Annotated in this window: 14 protein-coding genes; 5 read left to right on the top strand and 9 right to left on the bottom strand. The window is 36.5% G+C overall.

What is annotated here, in order from left to right; all coding sequences use genetic code 11:
- Positions 1–18: 18 nt before the first annotated feature.
- The 9 genes from serC to trxB all read right to left on the bottom strand — a co-directional run bounded on the left by serC (position 19) and on the right by trxB (position 7,955).
- Positions 19–1,107: a 3-phosphoserine/phosphohydroxythreonine transaminase gene (gene serC / locus BMW37_RS07235; protein WP_093319121.1), complete on the bottom strand. Its 1,089-nt coding sequence runs from the start codon at positions 1,105–1,107 to the stop codon at positions 19–21.
- Between the two features lie 109 nt (positions 1,108–1,216).
- Positions 1,217–1,840: a hypothetical protein gene (locus BMW37_RS07240; RefSeq protein WP_093319125.1), complete on the bottom strand. Its 624-nt coding sequence runs from the start codon at positions 1,838–1,840 to the stop codon at positions 1,217–1,219.
- Positions 1,841–1,857: 17 nt separating this feature from the next.
- Positions 1,858–2,472, bottom strand: a complete 615-nt coding sequence (locus BMW37_RS07245; protein WP_093319127.1) for an acyl carrier protein phosphodiesterase — start codon at positions 2,470–2,472, stop codon at positions 1,858–1,860.
- Between the two features lie 155 nt (positions 2,473–2,627).
- The gene (gene yidC / locus BMW37_RS07250; RefSeq protein ID WP_093319130.1) at positions 2,628–4,250 is read right to left on the bottom strand and encodes a membrane protein insertase YidC; all 1,623 of its coding nucleotides are present in this window, start codon (positions 4,248–4,250) and stop codon (positions 2,628–2,630) included.
- A 28-nt stretch (positions 4,251–4,278) separates the two neighbouring features.
- Positions 4,279–4,566, bottom strand: a complete 288-nt coding sequence (yidD, locus tag BMW37_RS07255; RefSeq protein ID WP_093319133.1) for a membrane protein insertion efficiency factor YidD — start codon at positions 4,564–4,566, stop codon at positions 4,279–4,281.
- On the bottom strand, positions 4,530–4,889 hold the full coding sequence (gene rnpA / locus BMW37_RS07260) for a ribonuclease P protein component (protein WP_093319235.1): 360 nt from the start codon (positions 4,887–4,889) through the stop codon (positions 4,530–4,532). The genes yidD and rnpA overlap by 37 nt, the downstream gene beginning before the upstream one ends.
- Before the next feature lie 234 nt (positions 4,890–5,123).
- On the bottom strand, positions 5,124–5,267 hold the full coding sequence (gene rpmH, locus BMW37_RS07265; protein ID WP_093319135.1) for a 50S ribosomal protein L34: 144 nt from the start codon (positions 5,265–5,267) through the stop codon (positions 5,124–5,126).
- A 230-nt stretch (positions 5,268–5,497) separates the two neighbouring features.
- Complete coding sequence (rng, locus tag BMW37_RS07270) at positions 5,498–6,973, bottom strand: ribonuclease G (RefSeq protein WP_093319139.1); 1,476 nt, start codon at positions 6,971–6,973, stop codon at positions 5,498–5,500.
- A gap of 1 nt (position 6,974) precedes the next feature.
- The gene (gene trxB, locus BMW37_RS07275; protein WP_177168612.1) at positions 6,975–7,955 is read right to left on the bottom strand and encodes a thioredoxin-disulfide reductase; all 981 of its coding nucleotides are present in this window, start codon (positions 7,953–7,955) and stop codon (positions 6,975–6,977) included.
- Positions 7,956–8,479: 524 nt separating this feature from the next.
- Between trxB and rpoE the strand changes: the two genes are divergently transcribed.
- The 5 genes from rpoE to malQ all read left to right on the top strand — a co-directional run bounded on the left by rpoE (position 8,480) and on the right by malQ (position 16,903).
- Positions 8,480–9,061, top strand: a complete 582-nt coding sequence (gene rpoE / locus BMW37_RS07280) for an RNA polymerase sigma factor RpoE (RefSeq protein ID WP_093319142.1) — start codon at positions 8,480–8,482, stop codon at positions 9,059–9,061.
- An 88-nt stretch (positions 9,062–9,149) separates the two neighbouring features.
- Positions 9,150–9,824, top strand: coding sequence for an RseA family anti-sigma factor (locus BMW37_RS07285; RefSeq protein WP_093319144.1), 675 nt, complete (start codon positions 9,150–9,152; stop codon positions 9,822–9,824).
- A 274-nt stretch (positions 9,825–10,098) separates the two neighbouring features.
- Positions 10,099–11,772 carry a YbaL family putative K(+) efflux transporter gene (ybaL, locus tag BMW37_RS07290; RefSeq protein WP_093319147.1) on the top strand — a complete coding sequence of 558 codons (1,674 nt, stop codon included), beginning with the start codon at positions 10,099–10,101 and terminating at the stop codon, positions 11,770–11,772.
- 371 nt (positions 11,773–12,143) lie between these two features.
- The gene (malP, locus tag BMW37_RS07295) at positions 12,144–14,582 is read left to right on the top strand and encodes a maltodextrin phosphorylase (protein ID WP_093319149.1); all 2,439 of its coding nucleotides are present in this window, start codon (positions 12,144–12,146) and stop codon (positions 14,580–14,582) included.
- 227 nt (positions 14,583–14,809) lie between these two features.
- On the top strand, positions 14,810–16,903 hold the full coding sequence (gene malQ, locus BMW37_RS07300) for a 4-alpha-glucanotransferase (protein WP_093319152.1): 2,094 nt from the start codon (positions 14,810–14,812) through the stop codon (positions 16,901–16,903).
- The last annotated feature ends 77 nt before the right edge of the window (positions 16,904–16,980 follow it).

Below are 16,980 nucleotides of genomic sequence, written 5' to 3' on the forward strand. Positions count from 1 at the left end.
CTGGCGAAGTCATGATAATTAGCCATGTTTTTTAGCGAACACATCCATAAAGTCACATAATGCCTGCACGCCTTCAAGCCCCATTGCATTATAAATAGAGGCACGCATCCCGCCTAATGCTCTATGCCCTTTAAGAGCTTGTAAGCCAGATGCTTCTGCTTCTTTTAAGAATAACTCATCAAGTTTACTGTCAGCTAATTGGAACGGGATATTCATCCATGAACGATTATTCGCGCAGATTCTGTTGATATAAAAATCATTGGAATCTATAGCTTTATAAAGCAATGCTTGTTTAGCTTCATTACGTGCTTCCATCGCTTTAATACCACCGTTTTCTTTCAACCATTCAAACACCAAACCAGATAAGTACCAAGCAAAAGTCGGCGGAGTATTAAACATCGAATCATTTTCAGCAAGGATTTTATAATTTAAAATAGAGGGAGTAACAGAGTTAGCCCTATCAAGTAAATCTTCTTTTATAATGATGATGGTCAGACCTGCAGGGCCAATGTTTTTTTGTGCGCCAGCATAAATAACATCATACCGACTGACATCAATTTCACGCGATAAAATTGATGAAGAATAATCCGCCACAACAATTTTTCCAGAAAAATCAGGCTGTTCATGAATTGCAATTCCATCAATAGTTTCATTTGGGCAGTAATGAACATAAGCAGCTTCATCTGTTAATAGCCATTCGCGCATCGGCTTCACACCACGCATGCCATCTGGGTGGACATGGTTAATATCAATCACATTGACCTTACAGTATTTTTGAGCTTCTTCAACTGCACTATGTGCCCAGTATCCTCCATCAATATAATCAGCAGTAGTCTTCAAACCTAATAAATTAAGGGGGATTGCCGCAAATTGTGCTCTAGCGCCACCATGAGCAAAAAGCACCTTGTAATTATTCGGTATATTCATCAACTCGCGTAGATCTTGCTCTGCTTTTGCTGCAATTTCCATAAAAGGTTTGCCTCTGTGGCTAACTTCCATCACTGAGGTGCCTTGATTGTTCCAGTTACGTAATTCAGCTTGTGCTTTTTCTAATACCGCTTCTGGTAACATTGCAGGTCCGGCACTAAAATTAAATACTTGATGCATACTGACTCCTTAAATTGTCAATAAATGGTCCGCAGAGCCTTTACAGCGCTCGTTCATAGTTGTTAAATAATCGTCTTACGCTTGACTTAAGCGATATTGACTCAAATAATTACGAATTTTCTTGCTCTAACTCTGTCAAAATAATATTAATTTCAACAATCACTTCTCTTGTTATCATGGCGACAACTTTGTAAAAGTCATGATCTGTATAAGCTTCGATTTTACCTAAAATACCTAGACTAAATGGCTCAATGAGTTCACTGAACACACAATTCATTAACTCTTGTAATTCTTCCACACGTTCATCTTCTACTTCTTCAGATTGTTTATGATATAAAGTTGTTTCAATCCAAGCAAGTATAAGCCAATGAAATCCATAATGTGCATAGTCAGTTGTCTCGGTCACGGGCATATCTATCGTTGCAACGATTTCTTTTATCTGTTCGATTGTAAGCGTTTGATATTTTTCACTCAACTCTGGTGTCAAGCGAAGGGAAAGTCTTTCATTAAACAAATCATCATACGCCTTTGCAATCTCAGTAAGGGGATGTTTTTCTAACCGTTTAAAAAGCTCCGCTTGTTCTATTGGCCAAGAGTCATAGAGTTTACCTGTTTTAATTAAGTCATATAACCCACTTAATTCTTGTGAACTTGGGTGCCTATAATATAAATTCCCCAAAATCCTCATAATTGCGCTCAATTCAGTTACATTTTGAGGGTTTACCGTTTGCATATTGTGTATCCTATTATTTAATTTACATTATTGCATTTAATATTATGCTTAATTTCATCTAGTGTATTTGCAACAAATTGCTGTATTTCTGGCATGAAATTAAAAAAATCAGCTTGATAAGATTCGTAATCAGTTTCGAGTGATTCAGTTGCAAAGCGCATCATTGATTTATTCTGTGTACGCTTATCCATTTGTATTAATATTGTTTTTAAGCCAAGTACATCTTGATATTGGCACAACCAATTTTCTGAAAACAAAAAAGGTAACATTCTATGTGTTCTCTCTGGCAATACCGATTCATGTTGTTTAAGCGATGTGTAGAAACTATCAACAAATTGCTCTAAAGGCACCGAGTGAAATTTATGCCAGTGCTTAGCAAGAAAGTGATCAAAAAACATATCAACAATCACTGGACTAAAGTGTCTAAACTTATCAAATAAGCGCCTTACACTTTGCCTGAAAAAAGGGTGAGCATCTGTAAACGTATCTATTTTACGGTGTAATAAAATTCCTAACCGGATTTCGTCTTCATACGCTTGGTACAATTGCCCCTTGACTGCATCAGCAATAAAGTTTCCGATCTGCCGCTTCGGTATATCATCAGATAAATAAACATGCGCTAAAAAATTCATTCAAAATCCTCAGTCAAAGGAATGCTAACAAATTAATATCCTATCACTTAGGATTTAAACTTGAAATAGTTTAGTAATAATCTTTATTTAATTTCTGATGAATATTACGCGCAAAAAAAACGGTCTAAAAAGACCGTTTCAAAAAGTGATTACTGTTATTTTACTTTTTTCTCACGTACATGTAGCCCACGTTTCTCAAGCCCACGATAAATCAATTGTTGTTGAATAATCGTCACTAAGTTACTCACAGTATAATATAATACTAGACCTGATGGGAACCATAAGAAAAATACGGTAAAGATAACAGGCATATAAGTCATAATCTTTTGTTGCATAGGATCAGTTACAGTTGTTGGGGAGAACTTCTGAATGAAGAACATAGTCAGCCCCATTAACAAAGGTAAGATAAAGTAAGGATCGCGCGCAGAAAGATCTTGTATCCAGAAAATAAACTCAGCATGGCGCAGTTCAACAGAGCTCATCAACATATAATAAAGTGATAAGAAAATTGGCATCTGAATAATAACTGGTAAACATCCTTTTAGAGGATTAACTTTTTCTTCTTTATACAACTTCATCATTTCTTGGCTCATGCGAGTACGATCATCTCCAAAACGCTCACGCATTTCTTGAATTCTCGGTTGCAATAGTTTCATTTTAGCCATAGAAGTGTATTGAGCACGGGTTAATGGATACATGACACCGCGCACTATAAAGGTGATTCCTATAATTGCAAAACCCCAATTACCAACGAATCCATAGATGAACTTAAGGAGATGGAATAAAGGTTGAGATAAAAACCATAACCAACCATAGTCAACTGTCAAATCTAGATGTTTAGCAACTAATGCCATTTCTTCTTGTAACTCTGGTCCTACCCATAATTTAGAAGAAAAAGTATGGCTTTGACCAGGAGAAATTTCTACAGGTGTCCCCACAAAGTTGATAGAGGCAATACCGGTATCTCTATTAAAATAGGTTGAAAATGTATTTCTATCAGTTTCAGATGGGATCCATGCTGTCGCAAAATATTGTTGCAACATCGCAATCCATCCACCTTGTGTTTCAATATTTAATTTGGCATCTTCTATATCACCAAAACCATACTTTTTATATTTATCATCAACAGTTGAGTACGCAGCTCCGCGGTAGGTGTGCAATGCAAAATTATCACTTTCACCTTCGCGCCCTGCTGGTAATGAAATCGATTGTTGTAGTTGACCATACAGTTTTAAATTAAGGGGAGTTGTTGTCGTATTATCAACTAAATAATCAACATTTATAACATATTGTCCACGTTTAAAAGTAAAGGTTTTCGTAAACTCGGCCCCGTTTGTATTTCTAAACGTCATCGGTACAACAAGCGTGTCTTGACCTTCTTTAAGATCAAAGCTTGACTGAGCTACTTCAAATTGTGCTCTACCCTTATTGGTATCAATAGCATCAGGTCCTGTTAGTCCACTTTGTGCGTGATAGGTATATCCTGGTAATGTCGTCAGTAAATTAAACGGAGTATCGGAATGTAATGCTTCAGGATAATTCAACAAAGATGCTTGAACAATATCACCACCGCTGGTATTAATTGTCAATCTTAAAACGTCTGTTGTGACTGTAATGAGCTTACCGTCTGTTTTTGCAGCAAGCAATGGATCTGCCGGTGCACTTGTGACTATCGCTGCTTGATTGAGGGCTTTCGCTTCATCATCCGTCCAGGCTTTCCAAACCAAAAAGGTGACAACAAGAAAGGCAATCAAAAAAAGATTACGTTGTTGTTCCATAGCTTACAATTCTCTCCTACTGATTAGACTAATTAGTATCTGACTTGTCAGTGCGCTTTTTTTTCTGTTCATTCGTTACGGGGTGATTTGGCACTGGGTCATCTCCCCCTGGGTGTAACGGATGGCATTTAAATATCCGTTTTAAAGACAATAAAAACCCTTTAACAAATCCGAATTTTTCTATTGCCTCTATTGAATAATGAGAACAGGTTGGATGAAATCGGCATGACGGGCCAAGTAATGGGCTAATAATATACTGATAACCTTTAATAACCACAATTAAGCATTTTGCGCCAAACGACGGTGACGACGCCATAATTTATCCAATATTACTCTTAATTCATCATTAGATAGCTTTTCAGCTGGTTTTTTCACAATTACCACAAAGTCTACTGCCGGTAAATCGTGCTGTATCAATCGAAACGATTCTCGAACAATACGCTTCACGCGATTTCTCTCATGTGCGCGTTTAATCTGTTTTTTAGCTACAGTTAAACCGAGCCTAGGATGAGTATTTGAATTTTTACGGGCAAGGATAGTTACTTCGGGGGTACCAGCTCGTGATGGATTTTGAAACACAAGACTGAATTGTGTGGGGGCTAATAACCTTAACACCCGAGGGAATGACAGTTTCACCACTTTAAAATTACCACCAATTTGAAACTTACGTTGGTAAGTGTATGGGTGCAATAACCAATACACTGACGACTAGCATTGCGTTTAACATTTCTATTTTAATTAGGTAACCTAAAAAGCTTACCTAATTTATACAGCGATTTGAGTTAAGTTAATATATTTAGGTGAATTTACACTTAATTAACTTACACTTGGCTAAAATATACTTAACGCAAGTTACAAAATGGAACAATAATCTTATTTTGAAGATACTGTTAAACGTGCGCGGCCCTTAGCACGACGGTTAGCAAGCACTTTACGGCCATTTTTAGTTGCCATACGAGCACGAAAACCATGGGTACGAAGACGCTTTGTATTAGAAGGTTGGAAAGTACGTTTCATTTTTAATCACCTATAAATGTAAATTTAACTACTAAAAGATCGGTACGCAGACAATCTAATGTCTTTTTATCAGTTCTGTTCGCGCACCAATACACAAAAAGTCGACGAATTATACAGAGATAAAGGTAATTCGCAAACTTTAATTTGATTTTTTATGCTTATCTGCTCAGTTTTTTCGCAGTCTAGCCAAAATAAAGTGCAATTTTACCTAATAATTTTGAAGAAATCAATTAAGTTAAAACAACATCAAACTGTTCATGCGAATATAAAGGATCGATTTGAACTTTAACTTGCTTGCCAATAAAAATACCAAGCTCGGCTAAATTATGGCTTTCTTCTGCTTGTAATGCACGCCCAAGTTCAGATGACGCGTAAATTAAAAAACTATCTGCACGATACAACTGATCCATCCTAACAACTTCACGCATCACTTCATGACAAAGTGTTTCAATATTTTTGACTGTACTTCTACCATGACATGTAGGGCATTCTTGGCATAAAACATGCTCTAAACTTTCTCTGATCCGTTTACGCGTCATTTCAACAAGCCCAAGTTGAGAAAATCCATTTACCACAGTTTTCACTCTATCGATAGATAATGCTGCATTTAAAGCTGCTAAAACTCGTTTTTGATGTTCGGGATTTTTCATATCAATAAAGTCAATAATAATTATTCCACCTAAATTTCTAAGGCGAAGTTGCCTTGCAATCACTTGGGTTGCTTCCATATTAGTATTAAAAATTGTTTCCTCAAGATTCCTATGCCCTACAAATGCGCCTGTATTGATGTCAATAGTAGTCATTGCTTCAGTTTGATCGATAATCAAATAACCACCTGATTTCATTAATACTTTTTTATCCAATGCCCGTTGAATTTCATTTTCAACATCGTGCAATTCAAAAATTGGCTGCTTGCCTGTATAAAGCTCTATTATTGAGCTTAATTCAGGAATGTATTCATCTGTGAATTTAACTAATTCTTGCATTGCGGTTTTGGAATCTATTCTGATTCTATCTAACGTACCAGTAGAAAAATCTCTAAGAAGTCTTTGTTCAAGCGGTAATTCTGCATACAGTTGTTTACTCGTTCCTTTTCTTTGCTTACGCTCTAAAATTTTTTGCCAAAGTCGTTTCAAAAATAAAGCATCATGAAGAAGCTCTTCTTCCCCAGCCCCTTCAGCAGCAGTTCTAACGATAAATCCGCCATGTTCATCGCAAAAAGGTAAAACAATTTTCTTTAATCGTTCTCTCTCTACTTCACTCTCAATTCTTTGAGAAACACCAACATGAGAAGAGCCGGGCATAAAAACAAGATGCCTACACGGTACTGTAATATCGGTTGTTAACCTAGGTCCTTTACTTCCTAAAGGATCTTTGACAACTTGTACAGTCACATCCTGACCTTGGCTCACTAGTTTTGAAATATCATGTACATTAAACTGTTTTTGTTCTTCCCCTGCAACGCACTCTGTATGGGGCATAATATCTGATGCATGCAAAAAAGCAGCTTTATCTAGGCCAATATCGACAAATGCGGCCTGCATACCTGGCAGTACCCTGATGACTCGTCCTTTATAAATATTCCCCACCATTCCACGTTTAGATTCCCGCTCAATATGTATTTCTTGTAACAGCCCACTTTCAATATGAGCAACACGAGTTTCTGATGGGGTGACATTGATTAATAATTCAATATTTTTACTCATTTTATAACGTATCCAAATAGCGTTCTGCATCTAGCGCGGCCATACATCCTGTGCCAGCTGAGGTAATTGCCTGTCTATAGATTTGATCTATTACATCACCTGCAGCAAACACATTTGGTAATGAGGTTTGTGTCGCAAATCCCTCTAATCCTGATTTAACTTTGATATAGCCGTTATTGAGTTCTAGTTGATTGACAAATAATTGTGTATTTGGTGAATGACCGATTGCAATGAACACACCATGAACATTTAAAGTGGTCAATTCATTTGAATTGACATGTTTTATTTGCACGCCATTGACCCCTGAGTCATCTCCTAGTACTTCTTGTAACGTATATTCCATATGGAGAATGATTTTACCTTCTGCTACTTTTTTATTTAACCTGTCAATCAGTATTTTCTCAGCTTTAAAAGCGTTACGCCTATGAATAATATGCACTTCACTTGCAATATTAGAAAGATATAGCGCTTCTTCAACTGCTGTATTTCCACCGCCTACAACAGCCACTTTCTGATTTCGATAAAAAAAGCCATCACAAGTCGCACACGCTGAAACCCCTTTCCCTTTAAAAGCTGTTTCAGAAGGCAAACCAATATATTTTGCTGATGCGCCAGTTGCTATAATTAACACATCGCAAGTATAGTGGAAATTATCACCAAAAAGTTGCAGCGGTTTTTCCTGCAAAGATACTCGATGAATATGGTCAAAAATAATTTCTGTATCAAATGTTTCAGCATGTTCATGCATTCTCTGCATAAGCGCTGGCCCAAGAAGTCCACTTGGATCGCCAGGCCAATTCTCAACTTCCGTAGTCGTCATCAATTGCCCGCCTTTATCCATACCTGTTATTAATACAGGTGATAAATTAGCTCTAGCTGCATAGATAGCAGCAGTATATCCTGCAGGGCCTGATCCTAAAATGAGGACTTTAATATGCTTAGTTTCCAATTCTTTTTTAGTTTGTACAAAGGGTTTGAGCATTAGTAGCACCTTATTTTTTGTTATAACGTCAATGTTAAATCTAAAAAGCGATCTTAATGTGATTCGATTTCTAACAGTACTGATATTACCACGATTATATATTACAAAAAGAGCAGTACATCAAAATAATGAATGTACTTACAATAAACCCCTGGATTATTTTTATATTGAAATATACTAATTCACACTCAATTACGTTTGAGTATGTTATGCTTTAGACTATTAACAATTATAGTGTATGACTAATAGTAAGTTGGTTGAACGATTTAATCTGAGCGAAAATTTTTTCAAAAAAACAATTGTAAAGATTTGAAAGTAAGCAATTCTCTCGTTAATTTTATTTCAATAAATAACAACTAATTACATCGATCTGACACCTAAAATTGTAATTTTATCCTTTTTTTGGCATAATATTTTTTAAATAAATTGAACTTTTTGCCAAAAAAACTTACTAAATGGAATGATTTCATGCTCAATCTGTGATCGATGACTTTGTTCCTTGTACAGACACAGGATGTCAGAAAATGAAACGCGAAGAATTGACAGACCAAATTTTAGTCGAAAAAGTACAAGCTGGTGACCAGCAAGCTTTCAATCTTCTCGTAATTAGGTACCAAAATAAAGTAGCAAGCGTCGTAAGCAAATATGTTCCTTATAGTGATATAGCCGATGTGACGCAAGAAGTTTTTATAAAAGCTTACCGCTCTTTGCACTCATTTAGAGGTGATAGTAGCTTTTATACTTGGTTGTATAGAGTAGCATCTAATATAGCCAAGAATCATTTAACTGCTGAAAAAAGAACGATTGATGCAATAGACATGGGTGAACAGGATATCTCCTTTTTTGAGTCAAACAGCTCAATGCAAGAGATTGATAACCCTGAAAGTATAATGATTTCAGAAGAATTAAATGATGTAGTGTTTTCAATCATACAATCATTACCAGACGATCTTAGGGTAGCAATCGTGCTTAGAGAACTTGAAGGGATGAGTTATGATGAAATTGCAGTAAAAATGAATTGTCCTGTCGGTACCGTGCGATCTAGAATATTTAGAGCCCGAGATATCATAGACACTCAAATTTTGCCGCATTTAAAAAATCGGTAAAATGACGTTTCTAGTGTGAAAAAATGTGTATAATTAACCAGACACAACCCTAGAGACTAAAATTTTAACTAAACAAAGGTATTTTAGTATGCAAAAAGAAGCTCTTTCGGCATTAATGGATGGTGAGTTAAACAGTCGTGAAACTGCACATTCACTGATCAATCAAATGAAAGAAGATGCGGATTTACGTGGTGCATGGCAACGTTATCATCTAGTTCGTGATGCTTTAAAAGGCGAAGCAACTCAATTACTAGACATTAATATTGCGGAATGTGTTGCAAAGCAACTTAAAGATGAACCGATTATTTTTACCGGCAATGCTCGTAAAAATGAAAATACTGATAAAACGTCTAGATCTATGCTCACAAAACTAGCAAAACCGTTTACTACTCAAGTTATTCAATTTGGATTCGCGGCTTCTGTTGCTTTTGCTGTGATCATAGGCGTACAACATTTTAATGCACCAAGTGATTCGCAAAGTATTCAGTTTACTGAAAACCCAGCTTTTAATACTCTGCCTATTTTTGGTGATGCGACCCAAGTTAGTTTAGGTGTACCTTCAGTTACAAATAAACAGCAACTTAGCCAAAGTCAGCAGCAACTTCAAGAGCAGCGCAAGCGTGTAAATGCGATGCTACAAGATTACGAACTTCAAAAAAGACTCAGTAAAACACAAAGTGAGTCGATAAAAACGCCTGCTCAAGCTGGTTTATCCGTTCCAGGCACTCAAAACTTAGGTGAAGAGGTTTTAAAAACACAATAATAAGTTGTTTTTAATTATTCACTTGATGTCGTTCGTATAAAAGCTGTGATTTATCACAGCTTTTTTTTCGCAAAAAAAATGAATGACGCATATGACTAAATAAGAATCATCACACTAGCGCTAAAATACGCTAATAATTTTATAAATGTTATTATTTTAAACCACCACGTTACAATCTCAAGCATCTTTTATCATAATTTTAAGGATAAAATACTTTATAAAAGATGTCATTAGCTAGTTATTATATTTTATGTTGTTTTGACAAGGAGGTTTTATGCATGCACCCATGCCTTTAATATCCACCATGGTAGGTGGGTTAGTATTAGCTTTTATACTCGGAATGCTTGCTCATAGAGTTAAAATATCACCACTCGTAGGTTATCTTGCCGCCGGAATCATTGTTGGACCATTTACACCTGGGTATGTAGCCGATTTGTCATTAGCCCCTCAGCTTGCTGAATTAGGAGTAATCATGCTTATGTTCGGCGTGGGCTTACACTTCTCAATTAATGATTTATTAGCCGTAAAACATATTGCAATTCCTGGTGCTATATTACAAATTGCTGCAGCGACATTACTCGGTTTCTGCTTAGGTCAAATGCTTGGATGGTCTCTTATAACAGGGATCCTATTTGGGCTATGTTTATCTACTGCAAGTACTGTTGTACTATTAAGGGCGATGGAAGAAAGGCAATTAATTACGACTAAAAAGGGAAAAATAGCAATCGGATGGTTAGTAGTTGAAGATCTCGTCATGGTTTTAGCACTGGTTCTATTTCCTGTTATCACAGAAATGCTTTCAAAAGAAGGTGTGTCACCCACAGAAATCCTTTACTCTCTTATTATTACGCTAACAAAGGTGATTGCTTTTATTGCTTTTATGCTAATTATTGGCAAGCGTGTGATTCCTTGGTTATTAATACGTGCGGCAAGAACAGATTCAGATGAATTATTTACATTAGCAGTCCTAGCGATTTCAATTGGAATTGCATTTGGAGCGGTAGAACTATTTGATGTTTCATTCGCTTTAGGTGCTTTTTTTGCTGGGGTCATTTTAAATGGGACCGAATTTTCACACAGAGCAACGAACAATACTCTACCGCTTAGAGATGCATTTGCTGTACTTTTTTTTGTATCCGTTGGTATGTTATTTAATCCTGCTGTTATCCTTGAATCTCCATTTGCGCTGATAGGAACGTTGTTCATTATTCTATTAGGTAAATCAATTATTGCCTATGGTTTAGTCCGTTTTTTTAAACATTCTAAAGAAACCGCACTGACAGTTTCAATTAGTCTTGCACAGATTGGTGAATTTGCATTTATATTAGCTGGACTAGGATTAGCACTAGGTATTGCGGATAGTAAATTACATAACTTAGTGCTGGCAGGCGCAATTTTATCTATCAGTATCAACCCATTTTTATTTACTATTGCGGATAAATTCGCCTTATCTCGTCTACGTAAGAATACAACTTTAACTGACACAACTAGCAAAGAAACAGCTAAACCTATTGATAAACAGCAACCAATGATGCCGTTTTCTGATCATATCGTCATTGTTGGATATGGTATTATTGGTCAAAAATTACTATCAGAGCTCAATGATGCAAATGAAGAAGTGGTCATTGTTGATCATGGAAAAGAGAAAGTTAGGTTACTCAAAATGGAAGGTCATCATGTCATTCTTGGTGATGGGATTTCAGAGGAGGTACTCACACTATCTGGGATTGCTAAAGCTAAATGGCTTTTTATTACCCTTGATAATCCATACGAAACAGCACAAATCATGCAAATGACAAAATCACTAGCAAGTCATGTCAAAATTGTAACCTATGGAAGCCATTTAGATGAAATTGAGTATTTATACGACCAAGGCGCGTATGAAGTCATCGAAGTTAAAAAAGATATCGCCATTACAATGGCTTCAAAAGTCATTCCCTCGTTATAGTAACGACAGTGTGCAGCTTTTAGGGATATCCCGAAACTTGCACACTATGCAACAACAATCACCCTATTAAATAAAAAGCTGCCTTATATTTGCGCCCTAAAGGACGGGATATAAGGCACGCATGGTAAGTGCATCTATAGCAGACGAACACTCCATGACAAAGTCAAATCATTCCCCAAAAGAAGATAATATTGTCTTAATACTCATTCTCCTCCCCCCTTATCCTCCCTATTATATTTATTAAGGATGATGTATTACTTTTAAATTCTGAGATTATATCAAACATGAAGTTAATTTTTGTTTTTAAACCCAACTAGCGTTTTAGCTAGCACTTAATAAAAGGGGATTCCCTTTAATAAGAGGATAACAACATGAGTAATAAATCAAACAATCAATCTAATCTTTCTTTTAATAAAGAAATGTTTAATGCATCTATTGCTAGAGTTTACCAAAAACTTGGTCTGTCCGCTGCAACTGAAATGAACCAAAAACAATGGTGGGAAGCTGTCAGCATAGCAGTTTCAGAACAACTAAATTTGTTGCCTTCACACTTTGAAAAACAAAAAATAAGTAAAAGTGATAAGCGTCACGTTAATTACCTGTCAATGGAGTTCTTAATTGGCCGTTTAACTCACAATAATTTATTAAATTTAGATTGGTATGATGCTGTTGCTGAGCTTGTGAAATCTCATGGCATTGAACTTGCTGATCTACTAGATGAAGAAATTGATCCTGCACTAGGTAATGGTGGTTTAGGTCGTCTTGCAGCGTGTTTCTTAGATTCAATGGCTACGTTAAATCAACCTGCAATGGGATATGGTCTTAATTACCAATATGGCCTTTTCAGACAAAGTTTCAAAGATGGTCATCAACAGGAGTCTGCCGATAATTGGAATAGAGATAACTATCCGTGGTTTAGACATAATGCCCAAAATGATGTTGTTGTTAATTTCGGTGGCCATGTTGAAACAGATGTGGATGGTAGAAAAAAATGGGTGTCATCTTTTAGTTTGCATGGTGAAGCATGGGACTTACCTGTACTTGGATACCGCAATGGTATCAGCCAACCGTTACGCCTGTGGAAAGCCAATACCCCTTCTCCATTTAATCTACATGAATTTAACATGGGCCATTATCTGCATGCCGAGCTTGATGGGAATAATGCTGAAAAGTTAACTAAAGTTTTATATCCAAATGATAATCATCAAGCAGGAAAAGAACTACGTTTAATGCAACAGTATTTTCATTGCGCTTGTTCAATTGCGGATATTTTGAAAAAACACTTTTCCTTAGGCCGTCAATTAAAAGATTTAGCAAAATATGAAGTCATTCAACTTAATGATACTCACCCTGCTATTGCTATTCCTGAATTATTACGTGTACTTTTAGATATTCATCATATGAGCTGGGAAGATGCTTGGGCCATTACTAGTAAAATATTTGCTTATACTAACCATACATTATTACCAGAAGCATTAGAGTGCTGGGATGAGCATTTAGTTCACCGCTTATTGCCTCGTCATGTAGAGTTAATGCACGCAATCGATCATCACCTCAAACCACTTGTCAATGCAAAATGGCCTGGGGATGAGGCTGTTTGGCATAAACTTGCCATCTGTCATAATCACCAATTAAGGATGGCTAATCTTTCTGTAATTGGTAGCTTTGCTGTTAATGGCGTTGCACAGTTGCATTCTGATTTAGTCGTTAAAGATCTCTTCCCTGAATATCATTCATTATGGCCACAAAAATTCCATAATGTAACTAATGGGGTCACACCTCGTCGTTGGCTAAAACAATGTAACCCTGCTCTTTCATCCTTAATTGATAAGACACTTAAGACTGAATGGGCTATTGACTTAGATAAACTATCTGATTTAGAAAACCACATCGATGATGAATCATTCAGACAAGCTTATCGCAACATTAAACAGGCTAATAAAGAAAAATTAGCTAATTATGTTCAGAAAAAACTAGGGATTACGATTAATCCAGAGGCAATCTTTGATTTGCAAATAAAACGTCTACACGAATACAAACGCCAGCATCTTAAATTACTCTATATTTTGACGCTCTATCGTCAATTAAGAGCAAATCCAGATCTCGATATCGCGCCACGTGTCTTTTTCTTTGCAGCAAAAGCCGCTCCTGGCTATTATTTGGCAAAAAATATTATTTATACGATAAATAAAGTTGCTGAAAAAATTAATAATGATGCAAGCATTAAAGATAAGATTAAAGTAGTATTTTTGCCAGATTATCGTGTAACAATGGCAGAATTACTGATTCCGGCTGCCGATCTATCTGAACAGATATCAACTGCAGGAAAAGAGGCATCTGGTACAGGTAATATGAAACTTGCGTTAAATGGTGCACTTACAATAGGTACCTTAGATGGCGCAAACGTTGAAATTGCACAAGAGGTTGGTAAAGAAAACATTTTTATTTTCGGTAATACGGTAGAACAGGTTAAAGCGATTAAAACTTATGGTTATAACCCTCAAGCTTTAGTCCATGGAAATTCTGATTTACAAGCCATTTTAGGTGAATTATCTGACGGTACTTTCAGCGATGGCAATACTGAAGTTTTCATGCCACTAGTTGAAAGTTTAACGATTCATGGCGATCACTACTTAGTTCTTGCAGATTATGCTGATTATGTCAGAGCTCAGACAGAAGTTGATATTTTATTCCGTCAACCAGATGAGTGGACACGCAAAGCAATTTTGAATACTGCTAGAGTAGGTATTTTTAGCTCAGATCGTTCAATTCGTGATTATCAGCAACGTATTTGGGAACAAAAACTGTAAAATAGTATTACTTTTTTTAGTAAACCAGAGTGTACTACTGTAAAATGCCGCCTTTATATTGGCGGCTTTGTTGTATGCTTTATTGAAACCAATATAACTTAAGCGTTTCATGTGATTCAGATAACAATGCACCATAGGCTTATAAAAGTGATGTATTCTTTTATGTACGCTATATGAGCATGATTAATACCATAAATACGTTTTACATTATTTATTAGGAGCTTTAAATGGATAATTCTTCTTATGATGGTTTACGCCAATCTGCTATTGCAGCAGGGATTGGTCTTAATTTTTATAATGCATATGGTCATCTTCAAGAAATCAGTGAAGAAAGTTTATCTAAATTACTTGCTGCACTTGACACAGATGCCGCACATAAAATTGATAAAGATAGATTACTTGATCCTGTATATGTAACCTACCAAGGAGATGAACAGCACTATACCATTAGGAATGCTGACCTATTTAAATGGGAGCTAAGATTAGAAGATGGTACACTTAAAGCAAATGGTCAACAAGATTGGCCTAGTTTACATTTTCCAAGTGATTTACCTCTTGGTTACCATACTCTTACACTCACTAAACTTTCAGGTACACCTACAGAAAAAGAAACACGCATTATAGTTGCACCTAAACGCTGTTTCGAACCTAAAGCGCTTCAGGAACATAAACGTTTATGGGGGGCGTGCGTCCAGCTTTATACTCTAAGAAGTGAAAACAACTGGGGAGTAGGCGATTTTGGTGATTTAAAACAGTTAGTACGCAAAGTATCTGAAAAAGGGGGAGCTTATGTAGGCCTTAATCCTTTACATTCCCTATTTCCAGCTAATCCTGCAAGTGCAAGTCCATATGCTCCCTCTTCTCGTAGATGGTTAAATGTAATTTATATTGATGTCACCGCGGTTGAAGATTATCAAAATAGTGATGAAGCACAAACTTGGTTTAAACGTCAAGATATTCAAAACAGGCTCCAAATGGCAAGAAATACCGAGTATGTCGACTATTCACTTGCTCAAGAATTGAAACTAGAAGCATTAGAAATTGCTTATAAACAATTTAAACAACGTCCTCAAACGGATTTACTACATACTCAATTTGCTGAGTTTGTCCAAAAAGGAGGAGATAGCCTATATCAACAAGCTGCATTTGATGCGCTTCATTCAAAATTGGCTGAGCACGATAAAATGCAATGGGGTTGGCCTGTATGGGATAAATCTTATAGCGATTTTCATTCTCCTGCTGTTACAGAATATTGCAAACAAAATGCGGATAAAGTCAACTTTTATCTATGGTTACAATGGATAGCTGCAGCTCAACTAGAAGCCTGCTATCAAGAAAGTCAATCACTAGAAATGCCAATTGGTATTTATCGTGATTTAGCTGTTGGAGTGGGTGAAGGTGGTGCTGAAATTTGGGGGGATAAAGATCTATATTGCCTTGGTGCATCAGTAGGCGCTCCGCCAGATGTCCTTGGCCCACAAGGTCAAAATTGGGGTTTGCCACCAATGCATCCTGCTGTGATGTTTGATAGAGCCTATCAACCTTTTATTGATTTATTACGTGCTAATATGGCGTCATGTGGTGCATTACGAATGGATCATGTTATGGGCTTACTGCGCTTATGGTGGATTCCTTATAGTCAAACTGCTGATAAAGGTGCTTATGTTCATTTTAACGTTGACCATTTCTTAGCAATATTGGCTTTAGAAAGTCAAAGACATCAGTGCATGTTAATTGGTGAAGACTTAGGGACAGTGCCGCCTGAAATTGTTGAGAAGCTTAAAAACAGTGCTGTGTATTCCTATAAAGTGGTATATTTCGAGAATGCGAATAATCATTTCTTTGCGCCTTATGACTATATTCAACAAGCGATTGCAACCATTACAACGCATGATCTTCCAACACTTCGTGGATATTGGGAAAAAAATGACTTTGACTTAGGTCGCAGTTTAGGAGTTTATAAAGATGAAGGCGTTCTTCATCATTTATCAGAAGACAGAGACTGGAAAAAGCAAGGGATGTTAGATGCATTGCATCAACATGGGTGCTTGCCACATGATTATCAACGTGATGCAAAACAAGTTCAGATGGACGCAACACTTAACCGTGCAGTACATCAGTTTATTGCACAATCTAAAACTGCATTGATAGGTTTGCAACCAGAAGATTGGTTAGATATGAGCTCACCAGTTAACATTCCTGGTACAAGTGAAGAATACCCTAACTGGAGAAGAAAACTAACTCATTCGATTGAAGAAATCTTTGCACAGCAAAACGTGAGTGATTTGTTGAACCTAGTCAACCATCATCGTAATAGTTAATTTTTTAATTATGCATTCCCTGGGCCTCATGATCTAAGGGAATGCTGTGATTTAATAGAGTAATTGATCCAAATGCC

The organism is Thorsellia anophelis DSM 18579 (assembly GCF_900111395.1).
GTDB lineage: Bacteria > Pseudomonadota > Gammaproteobacteria > Enterobacterales > Thorselliaceae > Thorsellia > Thorsellia anophelis.

Coding starts and splice junctions, on each gene's coding strand:
- BMW37_RS07245 (WP_093319127.1), bottom strand. CDS start 2,472: ATGAATTTTTTAGCGCATGTTTATTTATCTGATGATATACCGAAGCGG.
- yidD (WP_093319133.1), bottom strand. CDS start 4,566: ATGGCGTCGTCACCGTCGTTTGGCGCAAAATGCTTAATTGTGGTTATT.
- trxB (WP_177168612.1), bottom strand. CDS start 7,955: ATGCTCAAACCCTTTGTACAAACTAAAAAAGAATTGGAAACTAAGCAT.
- BMW37_RS07285 (WP_093319144.1), top strand. CDS start 9,150: ATGCAAAAAGAAGCTCTTTCGGCATTAATGGATGGTGAGTTAAACAGT.
- malP (WP_093319149.1), top strand. CDS start 12,144: ATGAGTAATAAATCAAACAATCAATCTAATCTTTCTTTTAATAAAGAA.
- malQ (WP_093319152.1), top strand. CDS start 14,810: ATGGATAATTCTTCTTATGATGGTTTACGCCAATCTGCTATTGCAGCA.
- rpmH (WP_093319135.1), bottom strand. CDS start 5,267: ATGAAACGTACTTTCCAACCTTCTAATACAAAGCGTCTTCGTACCCAT.
- rpoE (WP_093319142.1), top strand. CDS start 8,480: ATGAAACGCGAAGAATTGACAGACCAAATTTTAGTCGAAAAAGTACAA.
- ybaL (WP_093319147.1), top strand. CDS start 10,099: ATGCATGCACCCATGCCTTTAATATCCACCATGGTAGGTGGGTTAGTA.
- BMW37_RS07240 (WP_093319125.1), bottom strand. CDS start 1,840: ATGCAAACGGTAAACCCTCAAAATGTAACTGAATTGAGCGCAATTATG.
- rng (WP_093319139.1), bottom strand. CDS start 6,973: ATGAGTAAAAATATTGAATTATTAATCAATGTCACCCCATCAGAAACT.
- yidC (WP_093319130.1), bottom strand. CDS start 4,250: ATGGAACAACAACGTAATCTTTTTTTGATTGCCTTTCTTGTTGTCACC.
- serC (WP_093319121.1), bottom strand. CDS start 1,107: ATGCATCAAGTATTTAATTTTAGTGCCGGACCTGCAATGTTACCAGAA.